We start from the raw sequence: 26,300 nt of genomic DNA, 5'->3' as shown, positions 1-26,300 counted from the left end.
TTAACTCGCCTGATAAGCCAGTGACGATGCCGAAATATCTATAGTCGATGTCGGCAGATTGCGAATCAGCAGCGCATATTGCATATCTACATCTGCCGGAACCGGAATCTCGACGATATGACCTGAGCCTTTAGCCTCAGAAATCAGATTGCCTTTTTTGTCTTTCATTTCGGTTAAAACAAAGCTGATATTGCCTTGCGTCGTCATCAGCTCTAAGGAATCACCCACGACAAAACGGTTTTTTACATCAATTTTGATGGAGTTACCGTTACGTTCTAAGACTTCACCGCAGAACTGTTGATGGTCAAAACTTGAAGAGCCATTTTCATAATTTTGATATTCACTGTGCACATGACGGCGCAGGAAACCTTCGGTATACCCACGATTGGCCAGACCTTCTAATTGCGTCATCAATGCTGGGTCAAATGGTTGGCCCGCAAGCGCATCATCAATGGCCTTACGATAGATTTGTGCGGTACGGGCACAGTAAAAATAGGATTTGGTCCGGCCTTCAATCTTCAAGGAATGTACCCCGACCTTGATCAGACGCTCGATATGTTGTACCGCACGTAAGTCTTTAGAATTCATGAAATAAGTGCCGTGTTCATCTTCTTCGGCAGCAAACATGTCTTCATCATTACGCTGTAATAATATCGGTTCATCAAATTGATGCTGTGCTTGCATATGTGCTTCGTCGGCATCTTGAGAGCAGCAGCCTGAATCCAGATTTTTCACTGGAATCACATCACCAGTTTCATCTTCCTTCGCATCCAGAACTTTGTATTCCCAGCGGCAGGCATTGGTACACGCACCCTGATTGGCATCACGTTTATTCATATAACCAGACAGCATGCAACGGCCGGAATAAGCCATGCACAGCGCACCATGTACGAAAACCTCAATCTCCATATCCGGTACTTGCTGTTTAATCTCAGCAATTTCTTCAATCGATAATTCACGTGACAGAATCACGCGCGTGAGTCCCATATTTTTCCAGAATTTTACCGTTGCCCAATTCACTGCATTGGCTTGCACAGACAGATGAATATCCATTTCTGGAAAATGTTCACGCACCATCATGATCAGGCCCGGATCAGACATGATCAGCGCATCCGGCTGCATCGCCACCACAGGTTCCAGATCACGAATAAAATTTTTCAGTTTGGAATTATGCGGCTGGATATTGACGACCACATAGAACTTTTTACCTAGCTCATGGGCTTCTTGAATGCCAATCGCCAGATTGTCATGATCAAATTCATTATTACGAACGCGCAAACTATAACGCGGCTGACCTGCATAGACTGCATCTGCACCATAGGCGAAGGCATAGCGCATATTTTTCAGTGAACCGGCAGGTGAGAGGAGTTCAGTAACGGTCGTCAGGCTCATGATGGAATCGAAAGACATATAAAAAGTACGGTTTTATTCTAACCATCTAAAATTTGGATTCAACCCAGTAAATTACTCGGAAATAAGCAATTTAGAATAAAAAGAATGTTTTATTTTGAGTGAAATGAAGCACTAAAATTATTCAATATTCAATTATTTTCAGTCTGTTCGAGCATTTTTAAAATCTGGCAATGATCAATGGTGGTCGGGACATTACAACTTTTGCGAAGTGCAATCAGCTGTTGTTCGAATAGCTGTAATTCCCTAATTTTTTTGGAGATATCTTCTAAATGCTGGTCGATGAGCTGATTCACTGCACCGCATTCCTGCTGCGGATTCTGTTCGAGTTTAATCAGGGCTTCAATCTCTTTTAAGGACATGTCCAAAGCACGACAGCGTTTGATAAAAAGCAGCCTTTTCAGGGCTTCTTCACCATAATAACGATAGCGATTACTTGCTCGAAAATTCGGCTGTATCAAGCCTTTCTTCTCATAAAAGCGAATGCTATCTGTGCTTAAAGCAGTCTTTTTGGCTATTTCTGAAATTAAATAGACTGACATTGCTCGCTCCTGCTTGACCTTGGAGTTAGTCCATAGTTTCTAATTATTTTAACTCATTTTTTGCACGAAAGTATGGAAGATCAACATGGCCTGTAGCTGTAGTCATGAACCTGCTCCACCCAAACCTGACAGTAAGTTTAGAACGGCGTTATGGATTGCCTTGGTGGTGAACCTGACTTTATTTGTGGTAGAACTGATTGGTGGGGCCTATGCACATTCATCGGCTTTGTGGGCCGATGCCTTGGACTTCTTTGGTGATGCCGTCAATTATGGCGTCTCTTTGGCGGTCATCGGTGCAAGTCTGTACTGGCGCGCAACAGTCGCTTTACTCAAGGGAATGACCATGGCCTTATTTGGTCTGGTGATCATGGGAAAAGTCATTTATGCCTATCTGCAAGGCATTCCGCCAGAGGCACTGACCATGGGCTTGATTGGCGTACTGGCATTGCTGGCAAATGTATTTACGGCAGTCATTCTCTATGCCTTTCGCGAAGGTGATTCCAATATGCGGTCAGTCTGGCTGTGTAGCCGAAATGATGCCATTGGCAATGCTGCCGTGATTCTGGCAGCAGTCGGGGTTTTTGGTACAGGCAGTCTGTGGCCAGATATAATAGTGGCGATGATTATGGCGAGTCTTGGTTTAACTGCGGGTTATCAGATTGTGAAGCAGGCACTGGCAGAACGGGCATTAGGACATGAGTCAGCCTGATTCTGAATATTTAAGTTTAATCCTAAAAAAGCTGCTTAACGGGCAGCTTTTTTATGGCCTGTATATTTTAAATAGATGAAAAATAAAGCTTTACAAATCCACTAATTTTAGAAAGAATCATCCGCGAAATTTATAGAATAGCAATATAACTTAACCATTTAATTTTTATTGTTTTTGAGGGGGGACAATGAACTTCATAAAACTACTTTCACTTGCGGCCATGGTGCTGATGACGGGCTGTAGCTCTATGGTCATCACTTATGATGCCACCGGTCAGGTGATTGGATCATGTAAAGCAACACGCGGTCTGCTTTCAACTGCAAGTGCCCATTGTGGTGGTTCAGGTAATGCGATGGGTGTGAATTACAATAGCGTGGATGCCAAGACGGGTTTGTTGCCAGCACTGCCAAGTCAAAACCAGATTAATTTAAAGCCATAAAGAATACAGGGGAATATCATGAAATTATCAGCACTTATTGCACTGGCACTGGTATTAACAGGCTGTGCATCGACAGTGACTACATTTGACTCGCATGGCCGTATGATCGGTTCATGTAAGGCAGAAAGCGGTTTTATCATTGGTGGTGGCGCAGGCTGTTCAGGTTCTGCCAATCAGGAAGGTCGTGATCGTTAATTTTTTAACTCCGATTCAAATAAAAAACCGAAGCTTCAAGCTTCGGTTTTTTAATTCTGATCATCTAAAATCAGATTTTATTTTTCCACGAATGCACGTTCAATCACGTAATCGCCTAGAACACCCATTTTAGGTGACTCTTTTAGACCGTGTTGGTCTAGAAGTGCAGCCACATCGTCGAGGAAGGCCGGGCTACCACACAGCATAGCGCGATCCGTTTCCGGGTTAAAACGTGGCAGACCAATTTTTTCAAACAGTTCGCCGGTTTCAATTGCAGTCGTAACGCGACCTTGGTTCGGATATTCTTCACGGGTTACGGTTGGGTAGTATACCAATTTTTCTTTCGCGCCGAGTTCAGAGAAGAATTCGTGATTTGGTACTTCATTCAAAATTAAATCTTGATAAGCCAGTTCAGAAATGAAACGGGTACCATGCACGATAATGATTTTTTCAAAACGTTCATAAGTTTCAGGATCACGGATGGTCGCCAAGAATGGTGCAAGGCCAGTGCCTGAAGACAGAAGATACAAGTTTTTGCCTGGGTTCAGGTCATCTAGCACCAAAGTACCTGTCGGTTTTTTAGAAATCAGGATGTCATCGCCGACTTTTACTTTTTGTAGAATGGAAGTCAGTGGGCCATCCGGCACTTTAATTGAGAAAAACTCTAACTCTTCTTCGTAGTTGGCACTTGCAATTGAATATGCACGCATTAAGGGCTTGCCATTGACTTCAAGGCCGATCATTACAAACTGACCGTTTTTAAAACGTAAAGCAGTGTCACGAGTCGTTTTAAAAGAGAATAAAGTATCATTCCAGTGGTGGACGTGAGTAATCTTTTCGACGTTAAAAGCAGCCATTAAAGGTCTCAATAAGTTATCAAATTAGAACAACTTGCTATTCTAAACTAAATCCATTCTCTATAAACTGAATATATTTAATTGAGCTTATCAAAAAAAGTGATGATGACTGAAATTAAGTTGCCGATTATTGGTTATATGCAATCACCCTACAAAGAAAAATTTGGTATTCCACGGCAGCCCAATCTGGTGCAGGTCGAAAGTTATATCGAAATGGTCGGCCCCTATAATGATTTGCTGGCATTTGAAGGAATTGAGGCTTTTAGTCATCTTTGGCTGATCTGGCAATTTCATGACAATAAAAACCAGGACAATAGCCAGTTTCGTCCACAAGTGCGTCCGCCACGTTTGGGCGGTAACAAGAAAATAGGCGTGTTTGCTACACGCAGCATGTATCGTCCATCACCGATTGGTTTATCTGTGGTCAAACTCAAAGAAGTGAGAAAGGTTGGCAAGCATGTTCAGGTGTATGTCACGGGGAGTGATTTGCTGGATGGCACGCCAATTATGGATATCAAACCTTATATTCAATATTCGGATGCTATCATCGAAGCACAAAGCGGTTATGCACAGGATGAACCATCACGTAAAACCGTCATCTGGTGTGATGAAGCGGAGCAGCAAAAGCAACAATTACTAGGAAATGGAAAAATTTCTGTGCAGACGATTCAGGAACTAGAAGCTGTCTTATCTTTAGATCCAAGACCAGCGTATCAGGAAGATGAAGAACGGGTATATGGGATGAGGTTTGCAAACGTTGATATTCATTTCAAAATTTATGCTCAGCAAGTGGTAATTGTTGCTATCCAGCATATTCCTTTCTAGATTATAGGTTCCACCACAATAAGCCGATCAACGCCGCCATATGCAAAATCTGCACAGGCGCAAAATAAAGGACAAACTTCCAGCCACCGGTCAAAGCGGCATTGGCTGACTTGGCCAGGGCATGAGCACCTAGACCTAAAAGCAGGGCGTAAATCAAACGGAGATTGGAGGGATCACCTTGAACGACGACACTGGCCATTGCGGCATGAATCTCGAACAGAGAGGCGAGTAAGGTCCCGACCAGTAGGCCGGCATCCCCGAGCCAGACCTCCAGTCCGTAAACTCCAGCCTGAATCAATGTTAATGTGACTGCAATAATCACAGCTTCTTTTAAGCTGAACATCTGGCTGTCTGATGATTCCATGCTCGGCGCAGGTTTTGCCTTGCGCAATAATAAAAATGCACAGGCTGCCAGAAGGATTACGGCAACTAAAGAGGGCAAAAGCAGGATTTTCAGCCAGTTCCATGATACCCCTCCAACCACAATCAATAGCAGTACAATGGTCGAGATACAGGACATCAGCGCGGCACCGGCATTCGATCGTGCATCCATTTCACCTTTACGGACCTGTAAACCTAACTGAGCGATGGTCGCCGTACTGGAAACAAAACCGGAAGCAATGGAGGACAGCATCAGGGCATTTTTAGTCGAAAAAAAGCGTTTCGCAATATGCGCCAGAGCTTGTACCACTAAAATTAAGGTCAGTAATTTTAAGATAATATAAGGGTTAAGCACTTCTCCCCAAAAAGGGCGATCAGGGGTCAGCGGCAGACCAATCAAAATCAAGGCCAGTAATAATAGTCCATCCCTGAATTCGGCTTCTTTAATCCATTTTCCGGCAATATTGTGCATGGTATGTTTGGCCATCAAAATACCGGTTAAGAGCACAGAAAGACCGGCTGCCAGAGGAATATTCCATAAACACATGGCGCCAATAAAATAGGTCATCACAAATGCAAGCTCTGTGGTAATGCCCGGATCATCTGGTTGATTTTTGATAGATAAAATGACCATGCCACCCACGATCAAAGCACCTATTACAGCAATCACGATTCCAAACAGGAAACACAGTGCACCCAATAAAGCACAGATTGCAAAGGAACGTAAGCCGGCAAAACTCGGTTGCTGTTCGCGTTGCTTATGCCGTTCCCGCTCCAGACCAATCAATAGGCCGCAGCCTAATGCCGAGGTGAGTATCGTGAGCAGTTCATGAAAAGAATGCGCATGCAGGGGAACCGCAGTCAAATCCATCTGTGACCTCAGCAAGCTAAGAGTTGATTATTTAAAAATATATGCGACGAGATAGAGTTTGCATAGATCAAAAATGTTGCGGTAGTAATTAAATCCATTATTTACTTTCTTTTTGAGATTGAAATAGAAACGTACATTCAACAGGTGGGGAGCATGCGAAAAACTGCAAAAACTTGTTATAGTGGAGGCAAGTTTGGGGACTGATAATAATGAAATTTGACTTTGAAATTGATACGGCATGGTGTCTAGACCAACTCTTTAAAGACGGTAAAATCAGTGAACGCGACCGAATGCTGGTACAAACCACTCATCGGCAACGTGAACAATTAAAATGGCACCCTTTACAGTGGATTGCCAATTTTAATCTGGTCGATCAATCTCATCCTCAAACAACGCTGACCCTGAACCGTTTATGTCAATGGCTGGCAGAAAAAACCGGCTTGATGTTCTATATCATTGATCCGCTCAAAGCTGATGTGCAGGCATTGACCCATGTCATGTCACAGGAATATGCACTACGTAACCATATTCTGGCCGTTGAGATTCAGGCCGATAAAGTTCTGATCGCGACCGATCAGCCGTATAAGACTGAATGGGTCTCTAATCTTGAACAGAATATTTCCCCGAAAAAAATCCAACGGGTGCTGCTGAATCCGGAACAGTTACAACGTTATATTGTCGAATATTATCAGGTCAGCCGTGCCGTCAGTGGCTCACAAAAATCCTCGGCCTATGACCGGGAAAACAAAGGCGTCGAAGCCTTGCTGCAACTGGGTGATTCGCAAAATCCGGATGCCAATGACCAGCATATTGTCAAACTGGTGGACTGGGTGCTGCAATTTGCCTTTGAGCAGGGTGCCAGTGATATTCATATGGAACCGCGCAAAGGTACGGGCAAGATTCGCTTTCGAATCGATGGGGTGTTGCATACCATTTATAACATGCCGGCCAATACGCTGACAGCGGTAATTTCCCGGATCAAGATTCTGGGCCGGATGAATGTGGCAGAAAAGCGTAAACCACAAGATGGCCGTCTGAAAACCCGAACGCCGAAAGGACAGGAAACCGAATTGCGTCTGTCGACCTTGCCGACCGCATTTGGCGAAAAACTGGTGATGCGGATTTTTGATCCGGAAGTTCTGGTCAGAAGTTTTCAGCAACTCGGTTTTGAAGGGCATTTACTCAATGACTGGAATAATCTGACCAGTCACAGTCACGGCATCATTCTGGTCACCGGGCCAACTGGTTCTGGTAAAACCACAACACTGTATTCGACCTTGAAGCAGCTGGCGACGGAACAGGTCAACGTCTGTACCATTGAAGATCCGATCGAGATGCTGGAACCGAGTTTCAACCAGATGCAGGTCAATAACGGTATTGAACTGGGCTTCGCCGATGGCGTGCGCGCGCTGATGCGTCAGGATCCGGACATTATCATGGTCGGTGAGATTCGTGATCAGGATACGGCCAATATGGCGATCCAGGCGGCACTCACCGGGCATCTGGTCTTATCTACCCTACATACCAATGATGCGCCGTCGAGTCTGACCCGTTTGCATGATCTGGGCGTGCAACCTTTTCTGACCGCAGCCACCATTCTCGGGGTATTGGCGCAGCGTCTGGTGCGTAAACTCTGCCCACACTGCAAGCAGGAAAGCTTCCTGAATGAACAGGAATGGCAGCATCTGGCGGCAGACTATCCTTTACCGCGTCCGGAATTTGTTTTTAAAGCCGTAGGTTGTGAGGAATGCCGTCATACCGGTTATAAAGGCCGGATTGGTATTTACGAATTTATGCCCCTGAGTCTGGAAACCAAGCAGCTGATTGGGGCCGACGCTAACTTAAACCAGCTACGCCAGCAGGCAAAAAAAGAAGGGGTAGAACCGCTGCGTATCGCGGGTGCGCGTAAGGTCGTAGAAGGAATGACCACACTGGAAGAAGTATTGAGAGTGGTACCTTTAAATTAATTTTTAAAGATGAAGCAATCTTAAGTTTCAATTCATCTTCGGCTGTTTTAATAGCATTATCGAAACAAAGCACAGATACACAAAGAGGTATACGCCATGAAAATGATGATGAATACAGTTTTAGCAGCCGCACTGATGGGTTCAATTGCGACAGCCGCAGTTGCAAGTAATGAAGCCGTGAATCAACCCGTGGTAAATCAGGCTGCTTTTGCGAAAACGATGACAGTGCAACAGGCCCTAGGCATGAAAGATGATAGCAAGGTTCAGCTTAAAGGCTATGTGGTTAAAGCGGTTGGTGATGAAAAATATCAGTTCCGTGACAGCACAGGCAGCATTACCGTAGAAATCGATGATGAACTGTGGCAAGGCAAACCGATTTCAGCCAAAACGCCAGTGACCATTATCGGTGAAGTGGATATTGACTATAAACCGGCAAAACGTGTTGAAATTGATGTCGAGCAGCTTCGTTTCTAATTCTAATATGAGCAGATGAATTGAATCTGAAGCTTGCTCTGGATTCTAAAATTGTAAAAAACCACATGCAAATCATACAAAAAAGCATGTGGTTTTTTTGAGTCTGGAGGTTTTTCAGGGCAAGATAGAGAGATTGGCAAAGCGGAGCACAGCATGCGTATTCTTTTGGCAGAAGATGATCAGTCTCAGGCAGAAAGTATTCAGACCTGGCTGGAAATGGACGGCTATGTGATTGACTGGGTCGAGCGTGGCGATCATGCCATTTTGGCCATCGAACAGCATCAATATGACTGCGTATTACTGGATCGCGGACTACCACATGCGACTGGAGATGACATTCTAAAAAGCTTACGCAGCACACAGAAAGATACACCGGTGATTTTTATTACTGCCCGGGACAGTATTGATGACCGGGTTGAAGGTCTGGATTTGGGTGCCAATGATTATCTGGTCAAACCTTTTAGTCTGGAAGAGCTTTCTGCCAGGGTGCGCGCGCAGTTAAGACTGAAACAGCAAACGCCAAATCATATTCTGAAATGGCAGGATTTAAGTCTGGATACCCAGGCCAAGGCCCTGAACAAGGCTGGACAGCCGATTGATCTGACTGCGAAAGAATTTCAGATTTTATATAAACTGATGCAGCAGCCGGAACATGTCATTACCCGCGAGCAACTGGAGGAATCGCTATATGCCTGGGGGGATGAAATTGAAAGTAATGCCATTGAAGTGTTTATTTACCAGTTACGTAAAAAAATTGGCAGCCAGATGATTAAAACCATCCGTGGTTTGGGTTATCGCATGCATAAACCCGAGGCATAAATATGTCTGCACCAGTCTCCCTGCAAACTCGCCTGATCAAGAATGCCATGCTGAGCTCCATGCTGGCAGGATTGTTGGCGTGGTTGCTGTTACTCGGGGTTTCAAGTTATCAAGCCATTCAGCTGCATGATGATTTGATGGAACAGATTTCCGAGCTTTTACTTGGTGATATCAGACAGGCCAAAGGTGATCAGGTCGATGAAATCAGCGAGCAATTCGATATTCAATATGCGCTATTGCTCAATCAGGATATTTTGACCACGTCCATCGATGATGATTTGATTAACAGTGTGCGGGTTAATGAACACAGTGGCTTTCAGTTTGCTTATGAAAATGGCCGTTTTATCCGGATTTTAACTGCTAAAGAGGATGGCTTGCAGGCCAAAGTACTGCAGCCTTTATCGGTACGTTTTAACGAGTTATGGCAAACCACCTTCAGTTTTGCCGGAATTTTACTGATACTCTGGTTATTGCAATGGCTGATTTTACATGTTGTCGTGAAACATCAATTACAACCTCTAAATAATATTTCCCGCGCCATAGGTTCCAAGTCGGCCGAAGATTTAAGTCCGGTCAACAGTCCAGATCCTGAAATCACGGAATTGCAACCAATTGTGCAGCAGTTAAATGCCATGCTGAACCGGCTGGAAAAATCACTGCTGGCCGAACAGCGCTTTACTGCCGATGCATCGCATGAATTACGCTCGCCGCTTTCTGCCATTCAGATGCGTTTGCAGGTATTGAAACGTCAATATCAGCATGATGCCCAGTTGCCGCAAGCCCTGCAACTGATTCAAAATGATGTCAATCGTGGTACGCAAGTGCTGGAGAATTTACTCTTATTGGCACGTCTGGATCCTGAAAAAGCAGAGCAGTTGCCGCAACAGGCCGTAAATCTGAAAATGATTGTTCAGGAGGTATTACAGGCCTTGCAGCCTTTTGCCGCAGAGAAACAGATCAAATGGCAGCTGAGCATAGACGATGGCCAGATCATGGCAAATGCAGAATCAATTTTTAGCTGCATTCGTAACTTGGTGGATAATGCAATTCGCTATAGCCCAGAACAAGGTAGGATTGAGATAAAAACAGATGTTGATGCCGCAGGGCGTTTGCGCTTAGTGATTGAAAATTCGGGAACAGGCATAGCAAGGGAAGTATTGGTACATCTGGGAGAACGGTTTTATCGTGCTTTAGGCACACGTACCTCAGGATCGGGTTTGGGGCTGTCGATTTGTCGTAAGATCATGCAATTACACGCAGCAGAAATTGAGATTGCGGCCTCTGATTTGGGCGGACTGAAAGTTATACTCAGTTTTGCCAAATCGTAATTCAGTTCGCTAAAAAAGCAGTATGCGCTGATTCATACTGCTGGTTCCCACGTTTATTATGATTAGAGTGTTATCGTTATTTTGTGAGGATCAGGCGATTATTACGGGTCAGGCGTAAACGGTATTCTTCACCAGCATGCATGATTCTAATTTCACGCCCAAGTGCGAAAAGATTATTTGAGTGCAGCATGGGTAGTGCATGATGGCTATCGTTATTACGGCTAAACAAGCTAAAAGGTGCGTTCATTCCATCGACTCCGTGGTATCTGTTTTGGATTGATTTAAATGATAATCATTATCAAATAGGTCTGTCAATGAATAATTCTGTAATTTATAAAATAGAGCAATTTGCTTACAATCTGTAAAACTTCGAGTGCAGTAAAATGATGTCTAAACCCAATATTCATGTTGCGATTTCAATCTTATTTCATAAAAATCAAGTGCTTGTGGGGTGGCGAGAAGCCAGTCAGCATCAAGGCAACAAATATGAATTTCCAGGTGGAAAAGTAGAATCGGGTGAGCAACCGGTTGAAGCCTGTCGACGTGAAGTGCTGGAAGAGGTCGGGATTGATCTGGATCAGTGGCATGCATTCGATTTTATCTGTCATGAATATGAAGATGTCATTGTCAACCTACATATATTTCATGCGTCAGTGTCTGAGTCACAATTGTCAGGAATTCAACCACCCTGGAGCTGGTATGCGCGTGAACAGCTGAGCAGTCTGAATTTTCCCAAAGCCAACCAGTCCATGCTGCAAAAGCTGCAATGGCCACAACGTATTAAGATCGCAGATGATCTGGCGATTTTACATCAACTTGATCCAGATCAGATGCTATATTGGCGCGTTGAAATCACACCTGAACGGGTCATACAATTACAACAGCTTCCGATTGAACAGCTTTCCAAGCTCATGATTAATCAGGAACTCTGGTCACAGCTCAATGAATTACAGCAGCAAACGATTCGAAGCATTCACTTGAAACAATCGCAATTAATGGCTGTGCAACCCGGCCAGTTGATGCGAGGTTATCGTTATATTGCAGCCTGTCATGATCTGGCGGCATTACAGCAGGCTGAGCAGGTGGGCTGTGAAGCGGCTTTGCTCAGTCCTGTACTTGCAACACAAACGCACCCGGATACTTCGCCACTAGGCTGGGAACAATTTAAACAGATGGCAGCACAGGTACAGATTCCGGTTTTCGCTTTGGGCGGGCTGAAAACAGAAGATCTGAGCTATGCACAGAGCCAGCATGCTTACGGTATTGCCGGTATACGCAATATCTAGGTAAGCTGCTTTCCATTAGTAAGCATTTAGACAGAGACTAAAGTCCTTTTAAAGCCTGCTGGGCGTTTTGAATTGCTTTGGTATTTTTTTGCTGTTGTGCTGCTTTTAAACGGACCTGCCAAAGCTGTTTCTTCATCGCATTCGATTGTGCATAACTCAAGCCACGCAAGGCAAATGCATCTGCACGTGTAGCTTGATTTTTACGATTAGCGATCATACCTAAATACAGGTAAGTTTCAGGCGCTTGAGGTGCTAGGCGTTGGGCTTGTACAGCTGCGGTTTCAGCTTGAGAAAATTGCTGTTTGGCATAGGCCTGCTGGGTTTGCTGCATAAGACGCTTGAAAGCAGGCAGATTACGGCCATCATCAAATTTCTGGTTTTTAGGCTTTTGCTCAGGAATTACAATTTTCTGGCGTTTGATTTCAGGACGGTCATAAGGCGTAATCACGACGCCGTCTGGGGTCTGTGGTTTAGGCTTTTCTGTTGCAGGTTTGGCTGGAGCAGCTGGCTCTGGCTCAGGAAAGCTTTGGCAGCCCACCAAACTGAGGATGAGCAGGCCAGGGATGATTTTTTGTAACATACACATAGACTCAATTAATGGCTATAACTTCCACTGGCGATAATACGGGTTTCGCTCTCAAGATAGCGTTCTATTTCTGTTTCAGTTTCTTGTATATAACGACTCATATCATCCAGTTCCTCGTCAGAGGGTGCAGGTTCTGAGTCGATGGTCACTGGTTCCGTCACGTAGCGCGAGAGACCGCAAGGGGTGGCCTGATTCGGTAGCGAATGCTGCGAAATCGGAATATACATGGCACCTTCACAGCCTGGCGCAGACAACAAGCCGGTATAACGATCCAGCCAGTGCCATTGAATTTCATTCGGTTGTGGCAGATTGACCGGCTTCTGACGTAGCTGTTTCATGACATTGACCCAGACTGGAAGTGCACCAGAGGAACCGGTTAAACCAGTCACTTTGTTGTCATCCAGACCCAGCCAGACCACGGTCATATAATTACCTGAATAGCCGGCAAACCATGAATCACGGCTGTCATTGGTAGTACCTGATTTACCTGCAAGATTCAGGCTGCTTGGCAGGCTGTTATAAGCTGCGCGGCCTGTACCGCTCGACATCACCTGTTGCAGGCCATAATTCAGGGCATAGGCTGATGCCGGATCAATGGTTGGTTGCACACTCAAACTATATCGGTCAAGTATCCGTCCATTGGCATCGACCACAGAACGAATTGACTTGGTTGGATATTTAAAGCCGCCGGTCGCGAAGTTGCCATAAATATTCATGACTTCCATTGGAGACATATCCACCGCGCCCAGATAAATCGACGGATAAGATGGAATATCGGAAGTCACGCCAAACTTTTTCAGATGATTAATAAAGGTAGACAGACCAAATTCTTGTCCTAAACGTACAGTAGACAGGTTATAGGATTGTGACAGCGCTTGTGACATCGGTACGACACCATGTCCACGGCCACTGTAGTTTTTCGGCGTCCAGGTCTTACCATCACTTTGTACACTAATTTCACTGTCTTCAATCGGACTGGCCCAATGGTAACGATTTGATTCCAGTGCACTCAGGTAAATCACAGGCTTTAATAATGAACCCACCTGACGTTTGGCATCTACTGTACGGTTAAAACCGGTAAAGTCTTGAGTCGAGCCGACTGCTGCAACCAGTTCACCATTTTCCGGATGCGATACCAAAACTGCACCCTGCAAGTCTTTTAAACGGCCCGGATTAGATTTGGTTAAACGTGCGACTGTCTGCTTAAAACTGTCCTGAATTCGGGTTTGAGCCAAAGGATCCAGCGTGGTGAAAATACGCAGACCCTGATTGGTCAGGTCAGTTTCCTGATAGTCAGTGCGTAATTGACGACGCACAATATCCAGGAAGTCCGGGAAACGTGCAGGGCCCAAGGTTGGTTTTGAAATCACGTTCAATGGACGTGCGGTTTCTTTTTCATATTGTTCTTGGCTTAGATAGCCCATCACCAGCATATTATTCAGGACGATATCACGGCGTTTTTTCGCACTTTCAGGATTACGCCATGGGTTATATAGACTCGGGCCTTGTACCAGACCGACTAAAAAAGCCTGCTGGGAAATATTCAGTTCACGCAGTGGCAGACCAAAATAAAACTGAGAAGCCAAGCCATAACCATTAATTGAATAGTTACCATTTTGGCCGAGATTCACTTCATTTAGATAAGCTTCCAGAATTTCATTCTTGTCATAATGTAATTCAACCAGCATGGCCATAAAGGCTTCATTGACTTTACGCTTTAAGGTACGCTCAGGCGTTAAATAGAAATTTTTCACCAGTTGCTGGGTTAAAGTCGAGCCACCCTGACGTTTGCCACCGGTAATATTACTGACAACAGCACGTGCAATACCGCGTGGAGATACGCCATGGTGTTCATAGAATTTACGGTCTTCAGTTGCGATGAGCGCTTCGATCAAGGGTTTAGGCACTTTATTCAGTTTGATCAGTACCCGGTCTTCGTTATGCTGTGGATAAATTCCACCAATCAATAAGGGTTCCAGTCGGGCAATACCGCTAGAAGATGGCTTGGTGGCGCTGACCTCAGTCACTTGGTTAGCATTAAAACTCACTTTCAGAACTTGTTCCGGTTCAACCCGATCACCAAAATCAAAGCCACGGGTATGTACATATAAAGTATTTCCCGTAGTGACAAAATTGCCCGACTTGGCATAACTATCCGAGTTTTTATAACCGAGTAATTTTAATTCTTGTTGGAAATCCTGCTGACTGACTGGGGCATTGACGTACACTTCCATTGGACGTGCGAAAACTTTCGCCGGAATATCCCAGCGTTGACCTTCAAATTTTTCGCGTACAATATTATCTAATTTAATCAGGTAAATACTAAATACGACAAAGATGGAAATGACTAAAATCGAGAAAATTAAGGCAAAAAACCCCATGCCACGTTCAGATTTCATAAATACTTATAAGATCCTGTGAAATTGTGCTAATCATGCGAAGCTTTTAATCATTTTGCAATATTTAATCAATAAATGCGCTTAAAATTAAAATCAAAGCCCACAATTTCTCCTTAATTCAAATATATTTCAAATAATTTGCGACGAGCTAGCATCCTGTTATAAATTATCATCCAGGTATAGCTTAATGCTATGATATGCAAGATCCGTAGCGGAGCGACGACACTGGTGCAAATTTCCCATAAAACCTTTCGAAATATCGGGTTAATAGGACGTCCTGATAAATCATCGGTGGTTGAAACCTTATGTCTTATTCATGATCATCTTCTGAATTTAGGCCTACATCCTGTTTTTGATGCAGCGACAGCTGAACTCGTTCCATATAACAATACCCAAACTGTCAGTCGTGCTTTACTTGGTGAAGTCGTTGATCTGGTCATTGTGGTAGGAGGGGATGGTTCGCTTTTGCATGCAGCACGCGCACTGGTCAAGTACAATACTCCTGTGATCGGCGTTAACCGGGGGCGTCTGGGATTCTTAACCGACATTAAGCCAACCGAAGTCATCTTTAAGTTGGATCAGGTGTTAAAAGGTGATTTTCAGACTGAGCGACGTTTTTTACTCGAAGTCGAAATTCGCTCCAAAGGCGAAGTGATTTACGATGCGATTGCACTGAACGATGTGGTACTGCATTCAGGAAAATCGGTGCATATGATCGATTTTGAACTGAATATTGACGGACAGTATGTCTATCGTCAGCACAGTGATGGCCTGATTGTATCGACGCCGACCGGCTCTACGGCTTATGCACTTTCTGGGGGCGGGCCAATTGTCCATCCGAGTATGGATGCGATTGCGCTGGTGCCGATGCATCCGCATACCTTGTCTTCACGCCCGATTGTGGTCGGTGGACACAGCGAAATTAAATTACTGATTCGTGAAAATCGCGTACTGCCGATGGTCAGTGCGGATGGACAACACAGTGTGTCTTTGAATGTTGGCGATAGCGTCCATATTCGCAAGCATCCCTTTAAACTGAATCTTCTGCATCCACCGGGCTATGACTTTTATAATGCCTGTCGAACCAAACTGGGGTGGAATCAGGACTTTGATTATTTTAAGCAGGATTAAATCATGAATATTGAACAAATGCTTGCCGTACTCAATCCTGAGATTGTTGAACGCCTAAGAACAGCAATTGAAATTGGAAAGTGGCCAAATGGTGTAGCCCTAACTCAGGAACAACGCCAGACTTGTATGCAGGCAGTCTATGCCTGGGAAATGAAAAACCTGCCTGAAACTGAACGCAGCGGATATATCGATCGCGGCACGAAAGAAGAAGGTGAGGAATGTGATGATGATCATCACAAAAATGAACCTGAATTCAAGCCAATCCGTTTTGTTTAAGCACTGACGTCGTGTCAGTCGTTTGGCATTTAAAAAAAGCATTGTTCAGTGCCTGAACAATGCTTTTTTTGTGCTCAAAAGATTAAACCGTGTGGCGATTTGCCCATAATGTTTTAGCTTTTTGCATCGCAGCCTCAAAGCTGTCATACACGCCCATAGTGTAAAGTGCAATCCCCATGGTTTCTATTACTGCAATTTCACCATACTCATGACTTTGCTGACCCTCCCAGACGGCTTTAAATCGCGCGAGATCCAGTTCTTCTTCAATTGGACTGCGGTTATCCGTCAGTTTTGGCAGTTCATGCTCATACAGCTCGCCATCTTTAATGCCACAAATTAAGGTTTTGGCATCCGGATTACGTTCAAATTCGCCACCTTCACCTTTAATCACAGCGCTATTTTTATAGCCTAAACGAAAAGCGGCTTGCTGGTGCGAACCACGATACGCTGGATGGAAAATTGCTTGCAGGGTCGCTTTGGCATTAAAGGGATTGATCAGACGCGCCAGGGTATGAATCGGGGAGCGTAGACCCATGACATTTCGCAGCGCAATCAGGTCCGCCAGAATTGGAGAAATCACGTCGAGCGGGATATAAGCAAAATGCTGTTGCTGCAGTTGCTGTTCCACCTCGGCATCATTCTGACAGATTGGATAGCCTAAGTAAGTGAGCACCTGTTCGGTGTAAACCCGGTTCATGGTATGACCCGAGGCACCATGCATCACAATATTATAGCCATGCTTGGCCAGCGTCAGTGCCGCCAGAATAAACCATGGATAATGCTTGCGCTTGCCCGCATAGGAAGACCAGTCCAGATCAACATCCAGTGTTTTGAAATTAAGCTGGTCACGTGTCGCCTGAACAAAACCGGCCAATTCATCGACTGATTCTTCCTTGACCCGCAATAACATCAAGAAAGCACCGAGCTGCACATCGAGCACTTCATTCTTCAAAATCATGCCGAAGGCTTGATAGGCTTCATCATAGCTGAGGGAGCGGGCGCCATTTTTCCCCTTACCCACGATGCGTACATATTGGGCAAAGGGATGTTCGAAATCTCTATAAATATTTCTTTTGGTATTCATAACTTATACAGCTTGCAGCAAATATTGGGATCAATGAGGAGGGTCTAAAATTAACAAAGCTTTCAGTATACGGAAAACAGGCATTTAAATCTGATTATCGACTAATGTCTAATTCAATGCGAGCAAAAAGCAGGCAATTGCATAAGACTTTATGCACATTTAATGGGATTTTTCAGTAAAATTCAGACAATTTTTAGAGTTTGTTTAAGTTTTCTTAATCTCTTTCTCCCATTTAATACTTTGGTCTGATGCTGCGCGTCAGATTGAATGCGTGGCTGATTTTCATTTTGAACATTCTCTTGAGCCTATTGAGATTTGATCCAGTTCATCTTCAGAGCAGATGAACAGATCAGTGCATTTCTCAAAATGGTCTTTTTATTTTCAGATATCGTTCAAGTAGATTTATTATGGCGAAAAAACCGATTTATAAGTCACTGTATTTTCAGGTGATTGTGGCTATTATTGCAGGTATTCTGGTCGGGCATTTCTCGCCGAGTGGTACGCAAATTATCAATGGTGTAGAACAGTATGTTCCTGGCTTGGGTGAACAGCTTAAACCGCTGGGTGATGCATTTATCCGCCTGATCAAAATGATCATCGCACCGGTGATTTTCTGTACCGTGGTCAGCGGTATTGCGGGTATGGAAAGCATGAAATCAGTGGGTAAAACTGGTGGTGTTGCTTTACTTTACTTCGAAATCGTCTCCACGATTGCGTTAGTCATCGGTCTGGTGGTGATTAACATCGTCAAGCCAGGTGTAGGCATGAACGTTGATCCTGCATCACTGGATACCACGGGCATCAGCAAATATGTCGCTACAGGTGAGTCACAGTCGACGATCGACTTCCTGATGAATATCATTCCAAATACGGTGGTAGGCGCATTTGCGGAAGGCGAAATTCTACAGGTTCTGTTGTTCGCGATCATTTTTGGTTTCGCGCTGCATAAGCTGGGTGATCAAGGCAAGCCAGTCCTGAAACTCATCGACCAGATTTCACATGTATTCTTCAATATTGTGAACATGATAATGAAACTGGCGCCAATCGGTGCATTTGGTGCGATGGCCTTTACCATTGGTAAATATGGTATTGGTTCGCTTGCTCAGCTGGCACAGTTGATCATTTGTTTCTATATCACCTGCGTACTGTTTATTTTCATCGTACTGGGTTCAATTGCGCGTTTTGCGGGTTTCAGTATCATGAAGATGATTCGCCTGATCCGTGAAGAACTGCTGATTGTACTGGGTACTTCTTCTTCAGAATCAGTATTGCCACGTATGTTGAAAAAACTGGAACTTGCTGGTGCTGAAAAATCAGTGGTAGGTCTGGTGATTCCAACCGGTTATTCATTTAACCTAGATGGAACTTCAATCTATTTGACCATGGCTGCGATCTTTATTGCGCAGGCGACCAATACACAACTTGATTTGTCTCATCAGATTACCCTTCTTCTGGTACTGTTGATTTCATCTAAAGGTGCGGCAGGTGTCACGGGTTCTGGCTTTATTGTGATGGCAGCAACCTTGGCTGCTGTGGGTAATATTCCTGTTGCAGGTCTGGCCTTGATTCTCGGTATTGACCGTTTCATGTCTGAAGCGCGTGCCTTGACCAATCTGGTGGGTAACTCTTTGGCGACTTTGGTTGTTGCAAAATGGGTAGGCCAGCTCGATATGGACAAGCTGAACTATGCATTGGCAAATCCATCAGAAATTGATGAAAAAATGGCGCAAGAAGGCAATAACGCCCATTAATTCTAATGTTTGAAAGAAAAAGGAAGCTTCGGCTTCCTTTTTTATTGACTGCAAAGTTAGTAAAAGATAGATGCCAGTACATGACAGTAAAGCTGAAAGTAGATAGTCTGTAAAACAGGAAATAAAACGATAAACAGTATAAGGACAACCGAATGCTTGCCTACGATGCCGATCTAGAATTATTCCGCGACAATTTTAAACGCTTTATGAATGAACATGTCGCACCGTATTATCAACAATGGGAGCACGAAGGCCTGATGCCACGTTCAGTCTGGAATGCACTTGGTGAAAATGGTTTCTTGTGTGTCGATGTTCCGGAGGAATATGGCGGCTATGGGGTGCCAACCGATTATTCATTGATGCTGATTGAAGAGTCTGCACGTGCCGGATACAGTGCCATTTCTACAGGATTGTCCTGTCATTCGGATATTGCTGCACCCTATATCTTGCACATTGGAACTGAAGAGCAGAAGAAACACTGGTTGCCGAAAATGGTGAGCGGTGAAGTGGTCGGTGCGATTGGTATGACCGAGCCAGGTGCCGGCTCAGACTTGCAAGCCATGCGTACCAGTGCCATCTTGCAGGATGATTACTATGTATTAAATGGCTCAAAAACCTTTATTTCCAATGGTCAGCATGCCGACCTGGTGGTACTGGCAGTCAAAACCGATCCGCAAGCGCGTGCCAAAGGCGTTTCTTTGTTACTGGCCGACACGCATCTGGAAGGCTTTAAAAAAGGCACTAATCTGGACAAAATTGGCCTGCATGCGCAAGATACTTCGGAACTGTTCTTTGACAATGTCAAGGTGCCGAAAGACCAGTTACTCGGTCAACCGGGGCAGGGTTTTACTTATTTGATGCAGGAATTACCGCGTGAGCGTACCGCCATCGCAGCAACAGCCTTGGGTGCAATTCGTGGTTCTATTGATGTGACCACGCAATATGTGAAAGAGCGTCAGGCTTTTGGTCAGGCCATCGGTCAATTCCAGAATACTCGTTTTGTTTTGGCACAAGCGAAAATTGATGAATTGGCGACCGCAGCTTTTTATAACCAGAATCTTGAGCTTTATATGCAAGGGAAACTGGATGTCGAAACTGCAGCGGCATTGAAAAGTTTTTCTACCGATATGCAGATGAAGATTGCTGACAATCTGCTTCAGCTCTTTGGTGGTTATGGCTACATGACTGAATATCCAATTTCACGCTTCTTTGTCGATGCCCGTATTCAACGGATTTATGGCGGTACCAATGAAATCATGAAAGAAATTGTAGCGCGTGGTCTGTTAGGACGTTAATTTATTAATGAAAAAAGAGTCCTGTTAAGGACTCTTTTTTTTACAGGCAAGCTATAGCAAAGAGCCGTGACTCTGTTTTAAATTTTATGATTTTAAGACATTCAAACATTCATGAATAAAAATAGGCAGATCGTTGGGCAGGCGCGATGAGATCAACTGGTTATTATCATTTACCAGTTCTACATCATAATAGGTTCCACCCGCATGCTGTACGCGACTCGCATGCGCCCGGATACTGGTAATAATCCGATTTTTCAGCACATCTGCTTCACACAGTAATAAGGATGCATCACATAAACTGAAAATAGCTTTTTTGGCCTGATTGAAGGCATGGATGAACTGTAGCACCCGAACATCGTTAGAGAGAGAAACCGCAGATTCGCCCCCTGGAATCAGCAAGGCATCAAAGTCATCAATACTGATTTGTTCGATGCCACGGTCGATGGTCACGGCAGAACAGCCATGCAGCCCATAGACCACTTTGCCGGCGTTAAGTTCGATATTGCAGACGCTATGATGGGCAGCCAGCAAGGCAGCCACTGGCTCCAGATATTCTTGGTCTTCAAAATTATTTGTTATAAGTACTGCTATTCTTTTTGGCATGATTGATCCCCCCAACTCATGATTTAAATTAGACTAGCTGTTAAAGGTTGAAAAAACGTCTCTGCTTTGTAACAGAGTAGTAATTTCATGTAAAAAATCTAGGAAAATCAATATTAAATAAGAGAAATGAGCGTGAGGAGCGTGCATTTTATTGTGAAAGATATCTCAGATTTTAATAGGTCAAAAAAGACAAGTACAAAGCTATTATTTTAATTTTCTTATGCTTAAAACCGCTATATAGATTAAGAAATAGTGATATTTCATATTCATTAAAATCAGTTAAGATGGACAGGCTAAGTTTACAATTTGATAATGTAAATCAAGCCAAAATGCTGAACTAAATGTTACCAGATATGACTAAAAGCGATGAGTGGTTAAAACCAACTGTCTGTTTTTAAGACTTAATCTAGCAATGTCATATTGCGTAACATTTTAAAGCTCACTATTGTTATACTGAACAGATAAGGTTTATGAAGGGCGACATAACAATGATCAACGACGATCAAAACACCACGACTTCTCTTGATTTGGCAAAAATTCGTGAGGATATCGATTCTGTTGATCAGCAAATCCAGCAATTGATTAACCGCCGGGCACGTTTGGCTGAAGCAGTTGCAAAAGCAAAGTTTGCTTCAGAAGAAAGTCCGCTGTTTTACCGCCCAGAACGTGAAGCACAGGTGTTGCGCAATGTCATGGAGCGTAATGAAGGGCCATTGTCCGACACCACCATGGCACGTCTGTTCCGTGAAATCATGTCCGCTTGTCTTGCGCTTGAAGCTCCGCAAAGTATTGCGTTTCTAGGGCCAGTCGGAACCTATACCCATTCTGCGGTACTCAAGCACTTTGGTCATGATGCGGTGGTTCGACCTTTACCGACAATTGATGAAGTCTTCCGTGAAGTCGAGGCGGGCAGTGCCCATTATGGTTTGGTGCCGGTGGAAAATTCCTCTGAAGGTGTAGTCAATCATACCCTGGACTGTTTTAAAACTTCGAACCTGAATGTGATTGGCGAAGTTGAATTGCCGATTCATCATCAATTTCTGATTTCTGAAAATACCCGTAAAGACAGTATTAAACAGATTTATGCACATCAGCAGACTTTGGCGCAATGTCGTAAATGGCTAGACGCGCATTATCCGGGTGTAGAACGTGTGGCTTTAAATTCTAATGCTGAGGCTGCGCGCCGTATTCAAAATGAATGGCATTCTGCTGCGATTGCTTCTGAAATTGCATCAAGTATTTATAATCTTGAAATTATGCATGGCAATATTGAGGACAATCCGGAAAATACCACACGTTTCTTGGTGATTGGCCGTGAAAAAGTGCCTCAAAGTGGCAATGATAAAACCTCATTACTGATTTCTGCACATGACCGTGCTGGTGCATTGCTGGAAATTCTGGCGCCATTTGCCAAGCACAATATCAGCTTGACCAGTATTGAAACGCGTCCAGCACTTCCGGAAAAATGGGCTTATGTGTTCTTCATTGATCTTGAAGGTCATATTGAGCAGGAACATGTCAAAGCTGCAATTGCAGAAATTCGTCCTTTAGTTAAAGAAGTTCGCGTGCTCGGTTCATATCCTGCAGCTGTACTTTAAGTCAGCTATCCGTGGTCAGGGCGAGGGTGCTGACCACTGTTTTATACCTAAAATTGGAAGTCTAAAATGTCGTTTGTTCCAGCCAATTCAGGCATCTCAAAATTAAAGCCATATCAGCCAGGTAAACCGATCAGTGAGCTTGAGCGTGAGTTGGGTCTTACCGATATCGTCAAGCTGGCATCCAATGAAAACCCGCTGGGTTGTTCAGATAAAGTCAAAGAAGCAGTCGCTGCGGAAATTGCTGAAATTGGCCGTTATCCAGATGGAGGTGGCTTTATCCTGAAAGATCAGATTAAAACTCAGTTTGGTTTTAATCATGATCAGATTACGCTGGGCAATGGTTCAAACGACTTGCTAGAAATGTTTGCCCGTGCCTTCGTTTCTTCAAGCGATTCTGTGGTATATAGCCAGCACGCATTTGCGGTTTATGCACTGGTCACTCAAGCCATTAATGCACAAGCGATTGAAGTACCTGCCAAAGGTTTTTCACATGACCTTGAAGCGATGGCAGCAGCAATTCAGGACAATACCAAACTCGTCTTCATTGCCAATCCGAACAATCCGACCGGAACCTGGTTCGAAGAAGCCGAATTTGAAGCTTTCATGCAAAAAGTCCCTGCAAATGTAATTGTGGTGCTAGACGAAGCGTATGTGGAATATTTCCCGGAAAATTTCAATAGCCTGAAATTCCTGCAACAATATCCAAATCTGATTGTCAGCCGTACTTTATCGAAGTGCTATGGTCTGGCTGCACTGCGTGTCGGTTTTGCCTTGGCATCGGTTGAAGTGACCGATTATTTAAACCGTATTCGTCAGCCATTTAACGTCAATCATTTGGCCATGGTCGCTGCGGTGGCTGCACTGAAAGATGAAGACTTTATCGCGCGTTCTCGCGAAGTAAATAAAGCCGGTATGGCGCAACTTGAAGCAGGTTTTAAGGCTTTGGGTCTGAACTATGTGCCTTCTCGTGCTAACTTTATTCTGGTTGATGTACAGGCAGACCCCGCAGCAACCTTTAACGGTTTGCTGAAACAAGGGGTCATTGTACGTCCGGTCGGTATTTCCAGCCACATTCGTGTATCGATTGGTACTGAAGCAGAAAACGCGAAATTCTTAAGCGCGCTTGCTACAGTATTGGGTTTAGAGGCAAAAGCTTAATTCATGTCGCAGCCATTGTTTGAAAAAGTTGCATTTATTGGGCTTGGACTGATTGGTTCAAGTCTGGCGCGTGTCATTCAAGCCGAGCACTTGGCCAATGACATTGTGGCATCGACACGTTCGTCCAAGACTTTGGAAGATGCCAAGGCACTTGGTCTGATTTCTGCAGGCTATGCCGATCCTGTAGATGCAGTCAAAGGTGCAGATCTGATTGTTCTGGCTTTGCCGGTACGTGCCACACAAAAAGTACTTGAGCTGATTCAGCCGTATTTGACGGAAAATATCATTATTACTGATGTGGGAAGTACCAAAGGTAATGTGGTCGATGCGGCTAAAGCGGTCTTTGGTGACCAGCTTCCAGCAGGTTTTGTGCCGGGTCATCCGATTGCAGGTGCAGAGCATACCGGTGTACATGCAGGAAAAGTCGATCTATTTGCCAATCACAAGGTAATTTTGACGCCACTGCCAAGCAGTAGCGATTGGGCCGTGGAGAAGCTGATTCAACTGTGGCAAGCGGCCAAAGCCGAAGTGATTTGCATGGATGTGGACAAGCACGATGAAGTGCTGGCACATACCAGTCATCTTCCGCATCTCATGGCATTCAACTTGGTTGAACAGCTGGCCAAACGTGAAGACAACTTAGACATATTTCGTTATGCTGCCGGTGGCTTCCGCGATTTCTCGCGGATTGCCGCCAGTGATCCACAAATGTGGCATGACATCTTTTTTGCCAACAAAAAAGCAGTTCTGAATGCCGTAGATGGCTTTGAACAGCAGCTCGCGATTATTCGCAAATTGATCGAAGATGAAGATTCCCAAGCATTGATGGGCTTATTGGGTCATGCGCAGGCAGCTCGCCAGCATTTCAACCATATGCTCGCCAAGAAACCTTTCATGGAGAAAAATAAAGTGACACAACAATTTACCATTCAGCCGGGTGCCAAGACATTTCAAGGTAAATTTACCGTGCCAGGTGACAAATCTGTGTCACATCGCTCGATCATGTTTGGTGCCATCGCTGAAGGTACAACACATGTGACTGGTTTCCTTGAAGGTGAAGATGCACTGGCAACTTTGCAGGCTTTTCGTGATATGGGCGTCAGCATCGAAGGCCCTAAAAATGGTGAAGTCACCATTCATGGCGTCGGTATGCATGGTCTTAAAGCGCCACAGTCTGCCATTTATATGGGCAACTCAGGTACTTCAATGCGTTTGCTGTCCGGTATGCTGGCAGCGCAGAAATTTGATTCAGTGATGACCGGTGATGCATCCCTATCTAAACGCCCAATGGAACGTATTGCCAAGCCTTTACGTGAAATGGGTGCACTGATTCAGACCACGGGTGAACGTGGAACTCCGCCTGTCTCGATTACAGGCAACCAGCAACTACAAGGCATTCAGTACGATTTGCCAATGGCATCAGCGCAGGTAAAATCAGGTATTTTGCTGGCGGGCCTATGGGCAAATGGCGAAACCGCAGTGACTGAACCTGAACCAACCCGTGACCATACTGAGCGTATGTTGCGTGCATTTGGTTATGAGGTGAAAACCGAAGGCAATCGTATTTCATTACAAGGTGGTGGAAAGCTGGTCGGAACCAATATCCAGGTGCCATCTGATATTTCTTCTGCGGCCTTCTTTATGGTCGGCGCTGCGATTACTGAAAATTCGGATGTGACCTTAGAGGCTGTTGGTATCAACCCGACCCGTACTGGCGTGATCGAAATCCTGAAACAGATGGGTGCGGACATTACCGTTGAAAATGAACGCATTGCTGGCGGTGAACCGATTGCAGATATCCGTATTCGTGGTACGCGTACGCTTAAAGGCATTCATATGCCTGAAGATCAGGTGCCATTGGCGATTGATGAATTCCCGGCGCTGTTTATTGCTGCTGCCTGTGCCGAAGGTCAGACGATTTTGACCGGTGCTGCCGAGCTTCGCGTAAAAGAATCGGACCGTATTCAGGTGATGGCAGATGGCCTGCAAACCATGGGCATTGACTGTACCCCAACTGAAGATGGCATTATTATCGAAGGGAAGGGCAAATCAGGTGACTGGTCGCCAATCTTTACCGGTGGTGAAATTGAATCGCATCATGATCATCGCATTGCAATGAGTTTTTCGATTGCCGGTTTACGTAATTCGGAGCAGATCAAGATTGTCGGTACGGAAACGGTAGCCACCAGTTTCCCGACCTTTACAGAACTGACCTCAATTGCAGGTTTGCCTATTCAAGTTTCAGAATAATTTTTAAAATTATGTGAAACAGCCAAGCTTTTGCTTGGCTGTTTTGTTTATATTGCTTATGCTAAA

At 44.6% G+C, this 26,300-nt stretch carries 25 protein-coding genes; 16 read left to right on the top strand and 9 right to left on the bottom strand.

Annotation, left to right across the window (positions count from 1 at the left end; translation table 11 throughout):
* Together yegQ and FTT73_RS02775 are read right to left on the bottom strand one after the other, a co-directional pair.
* Positions 1-1,410: a tRNA 5-hydroxyuridine modification protein YegQ gene (yegQ, locus tag FTT73_RS02780; protein WP_180190973.1), complete on the bottom strand. Its 1,410-nt coding sequence runs from the start codon at positions 1,408-1,410 to the stop codon at positions 1-3.
* 131 nt (positions 1,411-1,541) lie between these two features.
* On the bottom strand, positions 1,542-1,952 hold the full coding sequence (locus FTT73_RS02775) for a Cd(II)/Pb(II)-responsive transcriptional regulator (RefSeq protein ID WP_005097491.1): 411 nt from the start codon (positions 1,950-1,952) through the stop codon (positions 1,542-1,544).
* A gap of 85 nt (positions 1,953-2,037) precedes the next feature.
* Here FTT73_RS02775 and FTT73_RS02770 point away from each other — a divergent pair, with 85 nt between their 5' ends.
* The 3 genes from FTT73_RS02770 to FTT73_RS02760 all read left to right on the top strand — a co-directional run bounded on the left by FTT73_RS02770 (position 2,038) and on the right by FTT73_RS02760 (position 3,295).
* A complete protein-coding gene (locus tag FTT73_RS02770; protein WP_100329024.1) occupies positions 2,038-2,661 on the top strand; it encodes a cation transporter in 624 nt (207 codons plus the stop codon).
* Positions 2,662-2,848: 187 nt separating this feature from the next.
* Complete coding sequence (locus FTT73_RS02765) at positions 2,849-3,100, top strand: hypothetical protein (protein WP_005097487.1); 252 nt, start codon at positions 2,849-2,851, stop codon at positions 3,098-3,100.
* Positions 3,101-3,118: 18 nt separating this feature from the next.
* Positions 3,119-3,295 carry a hypothetical protein gene (locus FTT73_RS02760; protein WP_005097486.1) on the top strand — a complete coding sequence of 59 codons (177 nt, stop codon included), beginning with the start codon at positions 3,119-3,121 and terminating at the stop codon, positions 3,293-3,295.
* A gap of 77 nt (positions 3,296-3,372) precedes the next feature.
* On the opposite strand, the gene FTT73_RS02755 is transcribed toward FTT73_RS02760, so the two are convergent.
* Complete coding sequence (locus tag FTT73_RS02755; protein ID WP_005097483.1) at positions 3,373-4,152, bottom strand: ferredoxin--NADP reductase; 780 nt, start codon at positions 4,150-4,152, stop codon at positions 3,373-3,375.
* Between the two features lie 105 nt (positions 4,153-4,257).
* On the opposite strand from FTT73_RS02755, the gene tsaA reads away from it, so the two are divergent.
* The gene (gene tsaA, locus FTT73_RS02750) at positions 4,258-4,977 is read left to right on the top strand and encodes a tRNA (N6-threonylcarbamoyladenosine(37)-N6)-methyltransferase TrmO (protein ID WP_180001325.1); all 720 of its coding nucleotides are present in this window, start codon (positions 4,258-4,260) and stop codon (positions 4,975-4,977) included.
* A 1-nt stretch (position 4,978) separates the two neighbouring features.
* Here tsaA and FTT73_RS02745 read toward each other — a convergent pair whose 3' ends face one another.
* Positions 4,979-6,229, bottom strand: a complete 1,251-nt coding sequence (locus FTT73_RS02745) for an MgtC/SapB family protein (RefSeq protein ID WP_180077750.1) — start codon at positions 6,227-6,229, stop codon at positions 4,979-4,981.
* A gap of 209 nt (positions 6,230-6,438) precedes the next feature.
* Between FTT73_RS02745 and FTT73_RS02740 the strand changes: the two genes are divergently transcribed.
* The 4 genes from FTT73_RS02740 (at position 6,439) to FTT73_RS02725 (ending at position 10,817) form a co-directional block, all read left to right on the top strand.
* Positions 6,439-8,196: a GspE/PulE family protein gene (locus FTT73_RS02740; RefSeq protein ID WP_180190972.1), complete on the top strand. Its 1,758-nt coding sequence runs from the start codon at positions 6,439-6,441 to the stop codon at positions 8,194-8,196.
* Between the two features lie 96 nt (positions 8,197-8,292).
* The gene (locus tag FTT73_RS02735) at positions 8,293-8,670 is read left to right on the top strand and encodes a NirD/YgiW/YdeI family stress tolerance protein (RefSeq protein WP_005170210.1); all 378 of its coding nucleotides are present in this window, start codon (positions 8,293-8,295) and stop codon (positions 8,668-8,670) included.
* Between the two features lie 153 nt (positions 8,671-8,823).
* Positions 8,824-9,489 carry a response regulator transcription factor gene (locus tag FTT73_RS02730; protein WP_100534809.1) on the top strand — a complete coding sequence of 222 codons (666 nt, stop codon included), beginning with the start codon at positions 8,824-8,826 and terminating at the stop codon, positions 9,487-9,489.
* A gap of 2 nt (positions 9,490-9,491) precedes the next feature.
* Entirely contained in the window at positions 9,492-10,817 is a 1,326-nt protein-coding gene (locus tag FTT73_RS02725; RefSeq protein WP_180190971.1) for a HAMP domain-containing sensor histidine kinase, read from the top strand.
* A gap of 76 nt (positions 10,818-10,893) precedes the next feature.
* Here the strand turns inward: FTT73_RS02725 and hemP are convergent, their stop codons facing one another.
* Positions 10,894-11,064 carry a hemin uptake protein HemP gene (hemP, locus tag FTT73_RS02720; protein ID WP_005170213.1) on the bottom strand — a complete coding sequence of 57 codons (171 nt, stop codon included), beginning with the start codon at positions 11,062-11,064 and terminating at the stop codon, positions 10,894-10,896.
* A 139-nt stretch (positions 11,065-11,203) separates the two neighbouring features.
* On the opposite strand from hemP, the gene FTT73_RS02715 reads away from it, so the two are divergent.
* Positions 11,204-12,103: an NUDIX domain-containing protein gene (locus FTT73_RS02715; RefSeq protein WP_180049250.1), complete on the top strand. Its 900-nt coding sequence runs from the start codon at positions 11,204-11,206 to the stop codon at positions 12,101-12,103.
* A gap of 37 nt (positions 12,104-12,140) precedes the next feature.
* On the opposite strand, the gene FTT73_RS02710 is transcribed toward FTT73_RS02715, so the two are convergent.
* Together FTT73_RS02710 and mrcB are read right to left on the bottom strand one after the other, a co-directional pair.
* Complete coding sequence (locus FTT73_RS02710) at positions 12,141-12,683, bottom strand: hypothetical protein (protein WP_005170216.1); 543 nt, start codon at positions 12,681-12,683, stop codon at positions 12,141-12,143.
* Positions 12,684-12,697: 14 nt separating this feature from the next.
* On the bottom strand, positions 12,698-15,088 hold the full coding sequence (gene mrcB / locus FTT73_RS02705) for a penicillin-binding protein 1B (protein ID WP_180190970.1): 2,391 nt from the start codon (positions 15,086-15,088) through the stop codon (positions 12,698-12,700).
* Positions 15,089-15,280: 192 nt separating this feature from the next.
* On the opposite strand from mrcB, the gene FTT73_RS02700 reads away from it, so the two are divergent.
* The gene (locus tag FTT73_RS02700) at positions 15,281-16,219 is read left to right on the top strand and encodes an NAD(+) kinase (RefSeq protein WP_005097467.1); all 939 of its coding nucleotides are present in this window, start codon (positions 15,281-15,283) and stop codon (positions 16,217-16,219) included.
* A 3-nt stretch (positions 16,220-16,222) separates the two neighbouring features.
* Positions 16,223-16,495 (top strand): YeaC family protein, encoded by a 273-nt coding sequence (locus FTT73_RS02695; RefSeq protein WP_100534804.1) that lies wholly within the window; start codon positions 16,223-16,225, stop codon positions 16,493-16,495.
* An 82-nt stretch (positions 16,496-16,577) separates the two neighbouring features.
* Here the strand turns inward: FTT73_RS02695 and FTT73_RS02690 are convergent, their stop codons facing one another.
* Complete coding sequence (locus tag FTT73_RS02690; protein ID WP_100534803.1) at positions 16,578-17,579, bottom strand: glycosyl transferase family protein; 1,002 nt, start codon at positions 17,577-17,579, stop codon at positions 16,578-16,580.
* A 407-nt stretch (positions 17,580-17,986) separates the two neighbouring features.
* Here FTT73_RS02690 and FTT73_RS02685 point away from each other — a divergent pair, with 407 nt between their 5' ends.
* Together FTT73_RS02685 and FTT73_RS02680 are read left to right on the top strand one after the other, a co-directional pair.
* Complete coding sequence (locus FTT73_RS02685) at positions 17,987-19,330, top strand: dicarboxylate/amino acid:cation symporter (RefSeq protein ID WP_005097464.1); 1,344 nt, start codon at positions 17,987-17,989, stop codon at positions 19,328-19,330.
* 152 nt (positions 19,331-19,482) lie between these two features.
* Positions 19,483-20,625 (top strand): acyl-CoA dehydrogenase family protein, encoded by a 1,143-nt coding sequence (locus FTT73_RS02680; protein WP_005097463.1) that lies wholly within the window; start codon positions 19,483-19,485, stop codon positions 20,623-20,625.
* An 84-nt stretch (positions 20,626-20,709) separates the two neighbouring features.
* Here FTT73_RS02680 and FTT73_RS02675 read toward each other — a convergent pair whose 3' ends face one another.
* On the bottom strand, positions 20,710-21,228 hold the full coding sequence (locus tag FTT73_RS02675; RefSeq protein WP_100355680.1) for a DJ-1/PfpI family protein: 519 nt from the start codon (positions 21,226-21,228) through the stop codon (positions 20,710-20,712).
* A 488-nt stretch (positions 21,229-21,716) separates the two neighbouring features.
* Here FTT73_RS02675 and pheA point away from each other — a divergent pair, with 488 nt between their 5' ends.
* The 3 genes from pheA (at position 21,717) to FTT73_RS02660 (ending at position 26,234) form a co-directional block, all read left to right on the top strand.
* A complete protein-coding gene (gene pheA / locus FTT73_RS02670) occupies positions 21,717-22,826 on the top strand; it encodes a prephenate dehydratase (RefSeq protein ID WP_005170229.1) in 1,110 nt (369 codons plus the stop codon).
* Between the two features lie 66 nt (positions 22,827-22,892).
* Positions 22,893-23,984, top strand: a complete 1,092-nt coding sequence (hisC, locus tag FTT73_RS02665) for a histidinol-phosphate transaminase (RefSeq protein ID WP_005170231.1) — start codon at positions 22,893-22,895, stop codon at positions 23,982-23,984.
* 3 nt (positions 23,985-23,987) lie between these two features.
* A complete protein-coding gene (locus tag FTT73_RS02660; RefSeq protein ID WP_180076317.1) occupies positions 23,988-26,234 on the top strand; it encodes a bifunctional prephenate dehydrogenase/3-phosphoshikimate 1-carboxyvinyltransferase in 2,247 nt (748 codons plus the stop codon).
* Positions 26,235-26,300 lie beyond the last annotated feature (66 nt).

The sequence above is a fragment of the Acinetobacter sp. YH01006 genome (assembly GCF_013420445.1).
GTDB lineage: Bacteria > Pseudomonadota > Gammaproteobacteria > Pseudomonadales > Moraxellaceae > Acinetobacter > Acinetobacter pseudolwoffii.
This window is presented reverse-complemented; position numbering and strand designations above follow the sequence as displayed.

Bases quoted from the DNA above. Each gene is read 5' to 3' on its own strand.
- FTT73_RS02700 (WP_005097467.1), top strand. From the start codon at position 15,281: ATGATATGCAAGATCCGTAGCGGAGCGACGACACTGGTGCAAATTTCC.
- FTT73_RS02715 (WP_180049250.1), top strand. From the start codon at position 11,204: ATGTCTAAACCCAATATTCATGTTGCGATTTCAATCTTATTTCATAAA.
- FTT73_RS02660 (WP_180076317.1), top strand. From the start codon at position 23,988: ATGTCGCAGCCATTGTTTGAAAAAGTTGCATTTATTGGGCTTGGACTG.
- FTT73_RS02680 (WP_005097463.1), top strand. From the start codon at position 19,483: ATGCTTGCCTACGATGCCGATCTAGAATTATTCCGCGACAATTTTAAA.
- mrcB (WP_180190970.1), bottom strand. From the start codon at position 15,088: ATGAAATCTGAACGTGGCATGGGGTTTTTTGCCTTAATTTTCTCGATT.
- FTT73_RS02730 (WP_100534809.1), top strand. From the start codon at position 8,824: ATGCGTATTCTTTTGGCAGAAGATGATCAGTCTCAGGCAGAAAGTATT.
- tsaA (WP_180001325.1), top strand. From the start codon at position 4,258: ATGACTGAAATTAAGTTGCCGATTATTGGTTATATGCAATCACCCTAC.
- FTT73_RS02775 (WP_005097491.1), bottom strand. From the start codon at position 1,952: ATGTCAGTCTATTTAATTTCAGAAATAGCCAAAAAGACTGCTTTAAGC.
- yegQ (WP_180190973.1), bottom strand. From the start codon at position 1,410: ATGTCTTTCGATTCCATCATGAGCCTGACGACCGTTACTGAACTCCTC.
- FTT73_RS02770 (WP_100329024.1), top strand. From the start codon at position 2,038: ATGGCCTGTAGCTGTAGTCATGAACCTGCTCCACCCAAACCTGACAGT.
- pheA (WP_005170229.1), top strand. From the start codon at position 21,717: ATGATCAACGACGATCAAAACACCACGACTTCTCTTGATTTGGCAAAA.
- FTT73_RS02740 (WP_180190972.1), top strand. From the start codon at position 6,439: ATGAAATTTGACTTTGAAATTGATACGGCATGGTGTCTAGACCAACTC.
- FTT73_RS02760 (WP_005097486.1), top strand. From the start codon at position 3,119: ATGAAATTATCAGCACTTATTGCACTGGCACTGGTATTAACAGGCTGT.
- FTT73_RS02765 (WP_005097487.1), top strand. From the start codon at position 2,849: ATGAACTTCATAAAACTACTTTCACTTGCGGCCATGGTGCTGATGACG.
- FTT73_RS02725 (WP_180190971.1), top strand. From the start codon at position 9,492: ATGTCTGCACCAGTCTCCCTGCAAACTCGCCTGATCAAGAATGCCATG.
- FTT73_RS02745 (WP_180077750.1), bottom strand. From the start codon at position 6,229: ATGGATTTGACTGCGGTTCCCCTGCATGCGCATTCTTTTCATGAACTG.
- FTT73_RS02735 (WP_005170210.1), top strand. From the start codon at position 8,293: ATGAAAATGATGATGAATACAGTTTTAGCAGCCGCACTGATGGGTTCA.
- FTT73_RS02695 (WP_100534804.1), top strand. From the start codon at position 16,223: ATGAATATTGAACAAATGCTTGCCGTACTCAATCCTGAGATTGTTGAA.
- FTT73_RS02710 (WP_005170216.1), bottom strand. From the start codon at position 12,683: ATGTTACAAAAAATCATCCCTGGCCTGCTCATCCTCAGTTTGGTGGGC.
- hemP (WP_005170213.1), bottom strand. From the start codon at position 11,064: ATGAACGCACCTTTTAGCTTGTTTAGCCGTAATAACGATAGCCATCAT.
- FTT73_RS02755 (WP_005097483.1), bottom strand. From the start codon at position 4,152: ATGGCTGCTTTTAACGTCGAAAAGATTACTCACGTCCACCACTGGAAT.
- hisC (WP_005170231.1), top strand. From the start codon at position 22,893: ATGTCGTTTGTTCCAGCCAATTCAGGCATCTCAAAATTAAAGCCATAT.
- FTT73_RS02675 (WP_100355680.1), bottom strand. From the start codon at position 21,228: ATGCCAAAAAGAATAGCAGTACTTATAACAAATAATTTTGAAGACCAA.
- FTT73_RS02685 (WP_005097464.1), top strand. From the start codon at position 17,987: ATGGCGAAAAAACCGATTTATAAGTCACTGTATTTTCAGGTGATTGTG.
- FTT73_RS02690 (WP_100534803.1), bottom strand. From the start codon at position 17,579: ATGAATACCAAAAGAAATATTTATAGAGATTTCGAACATCCCTTTGCC.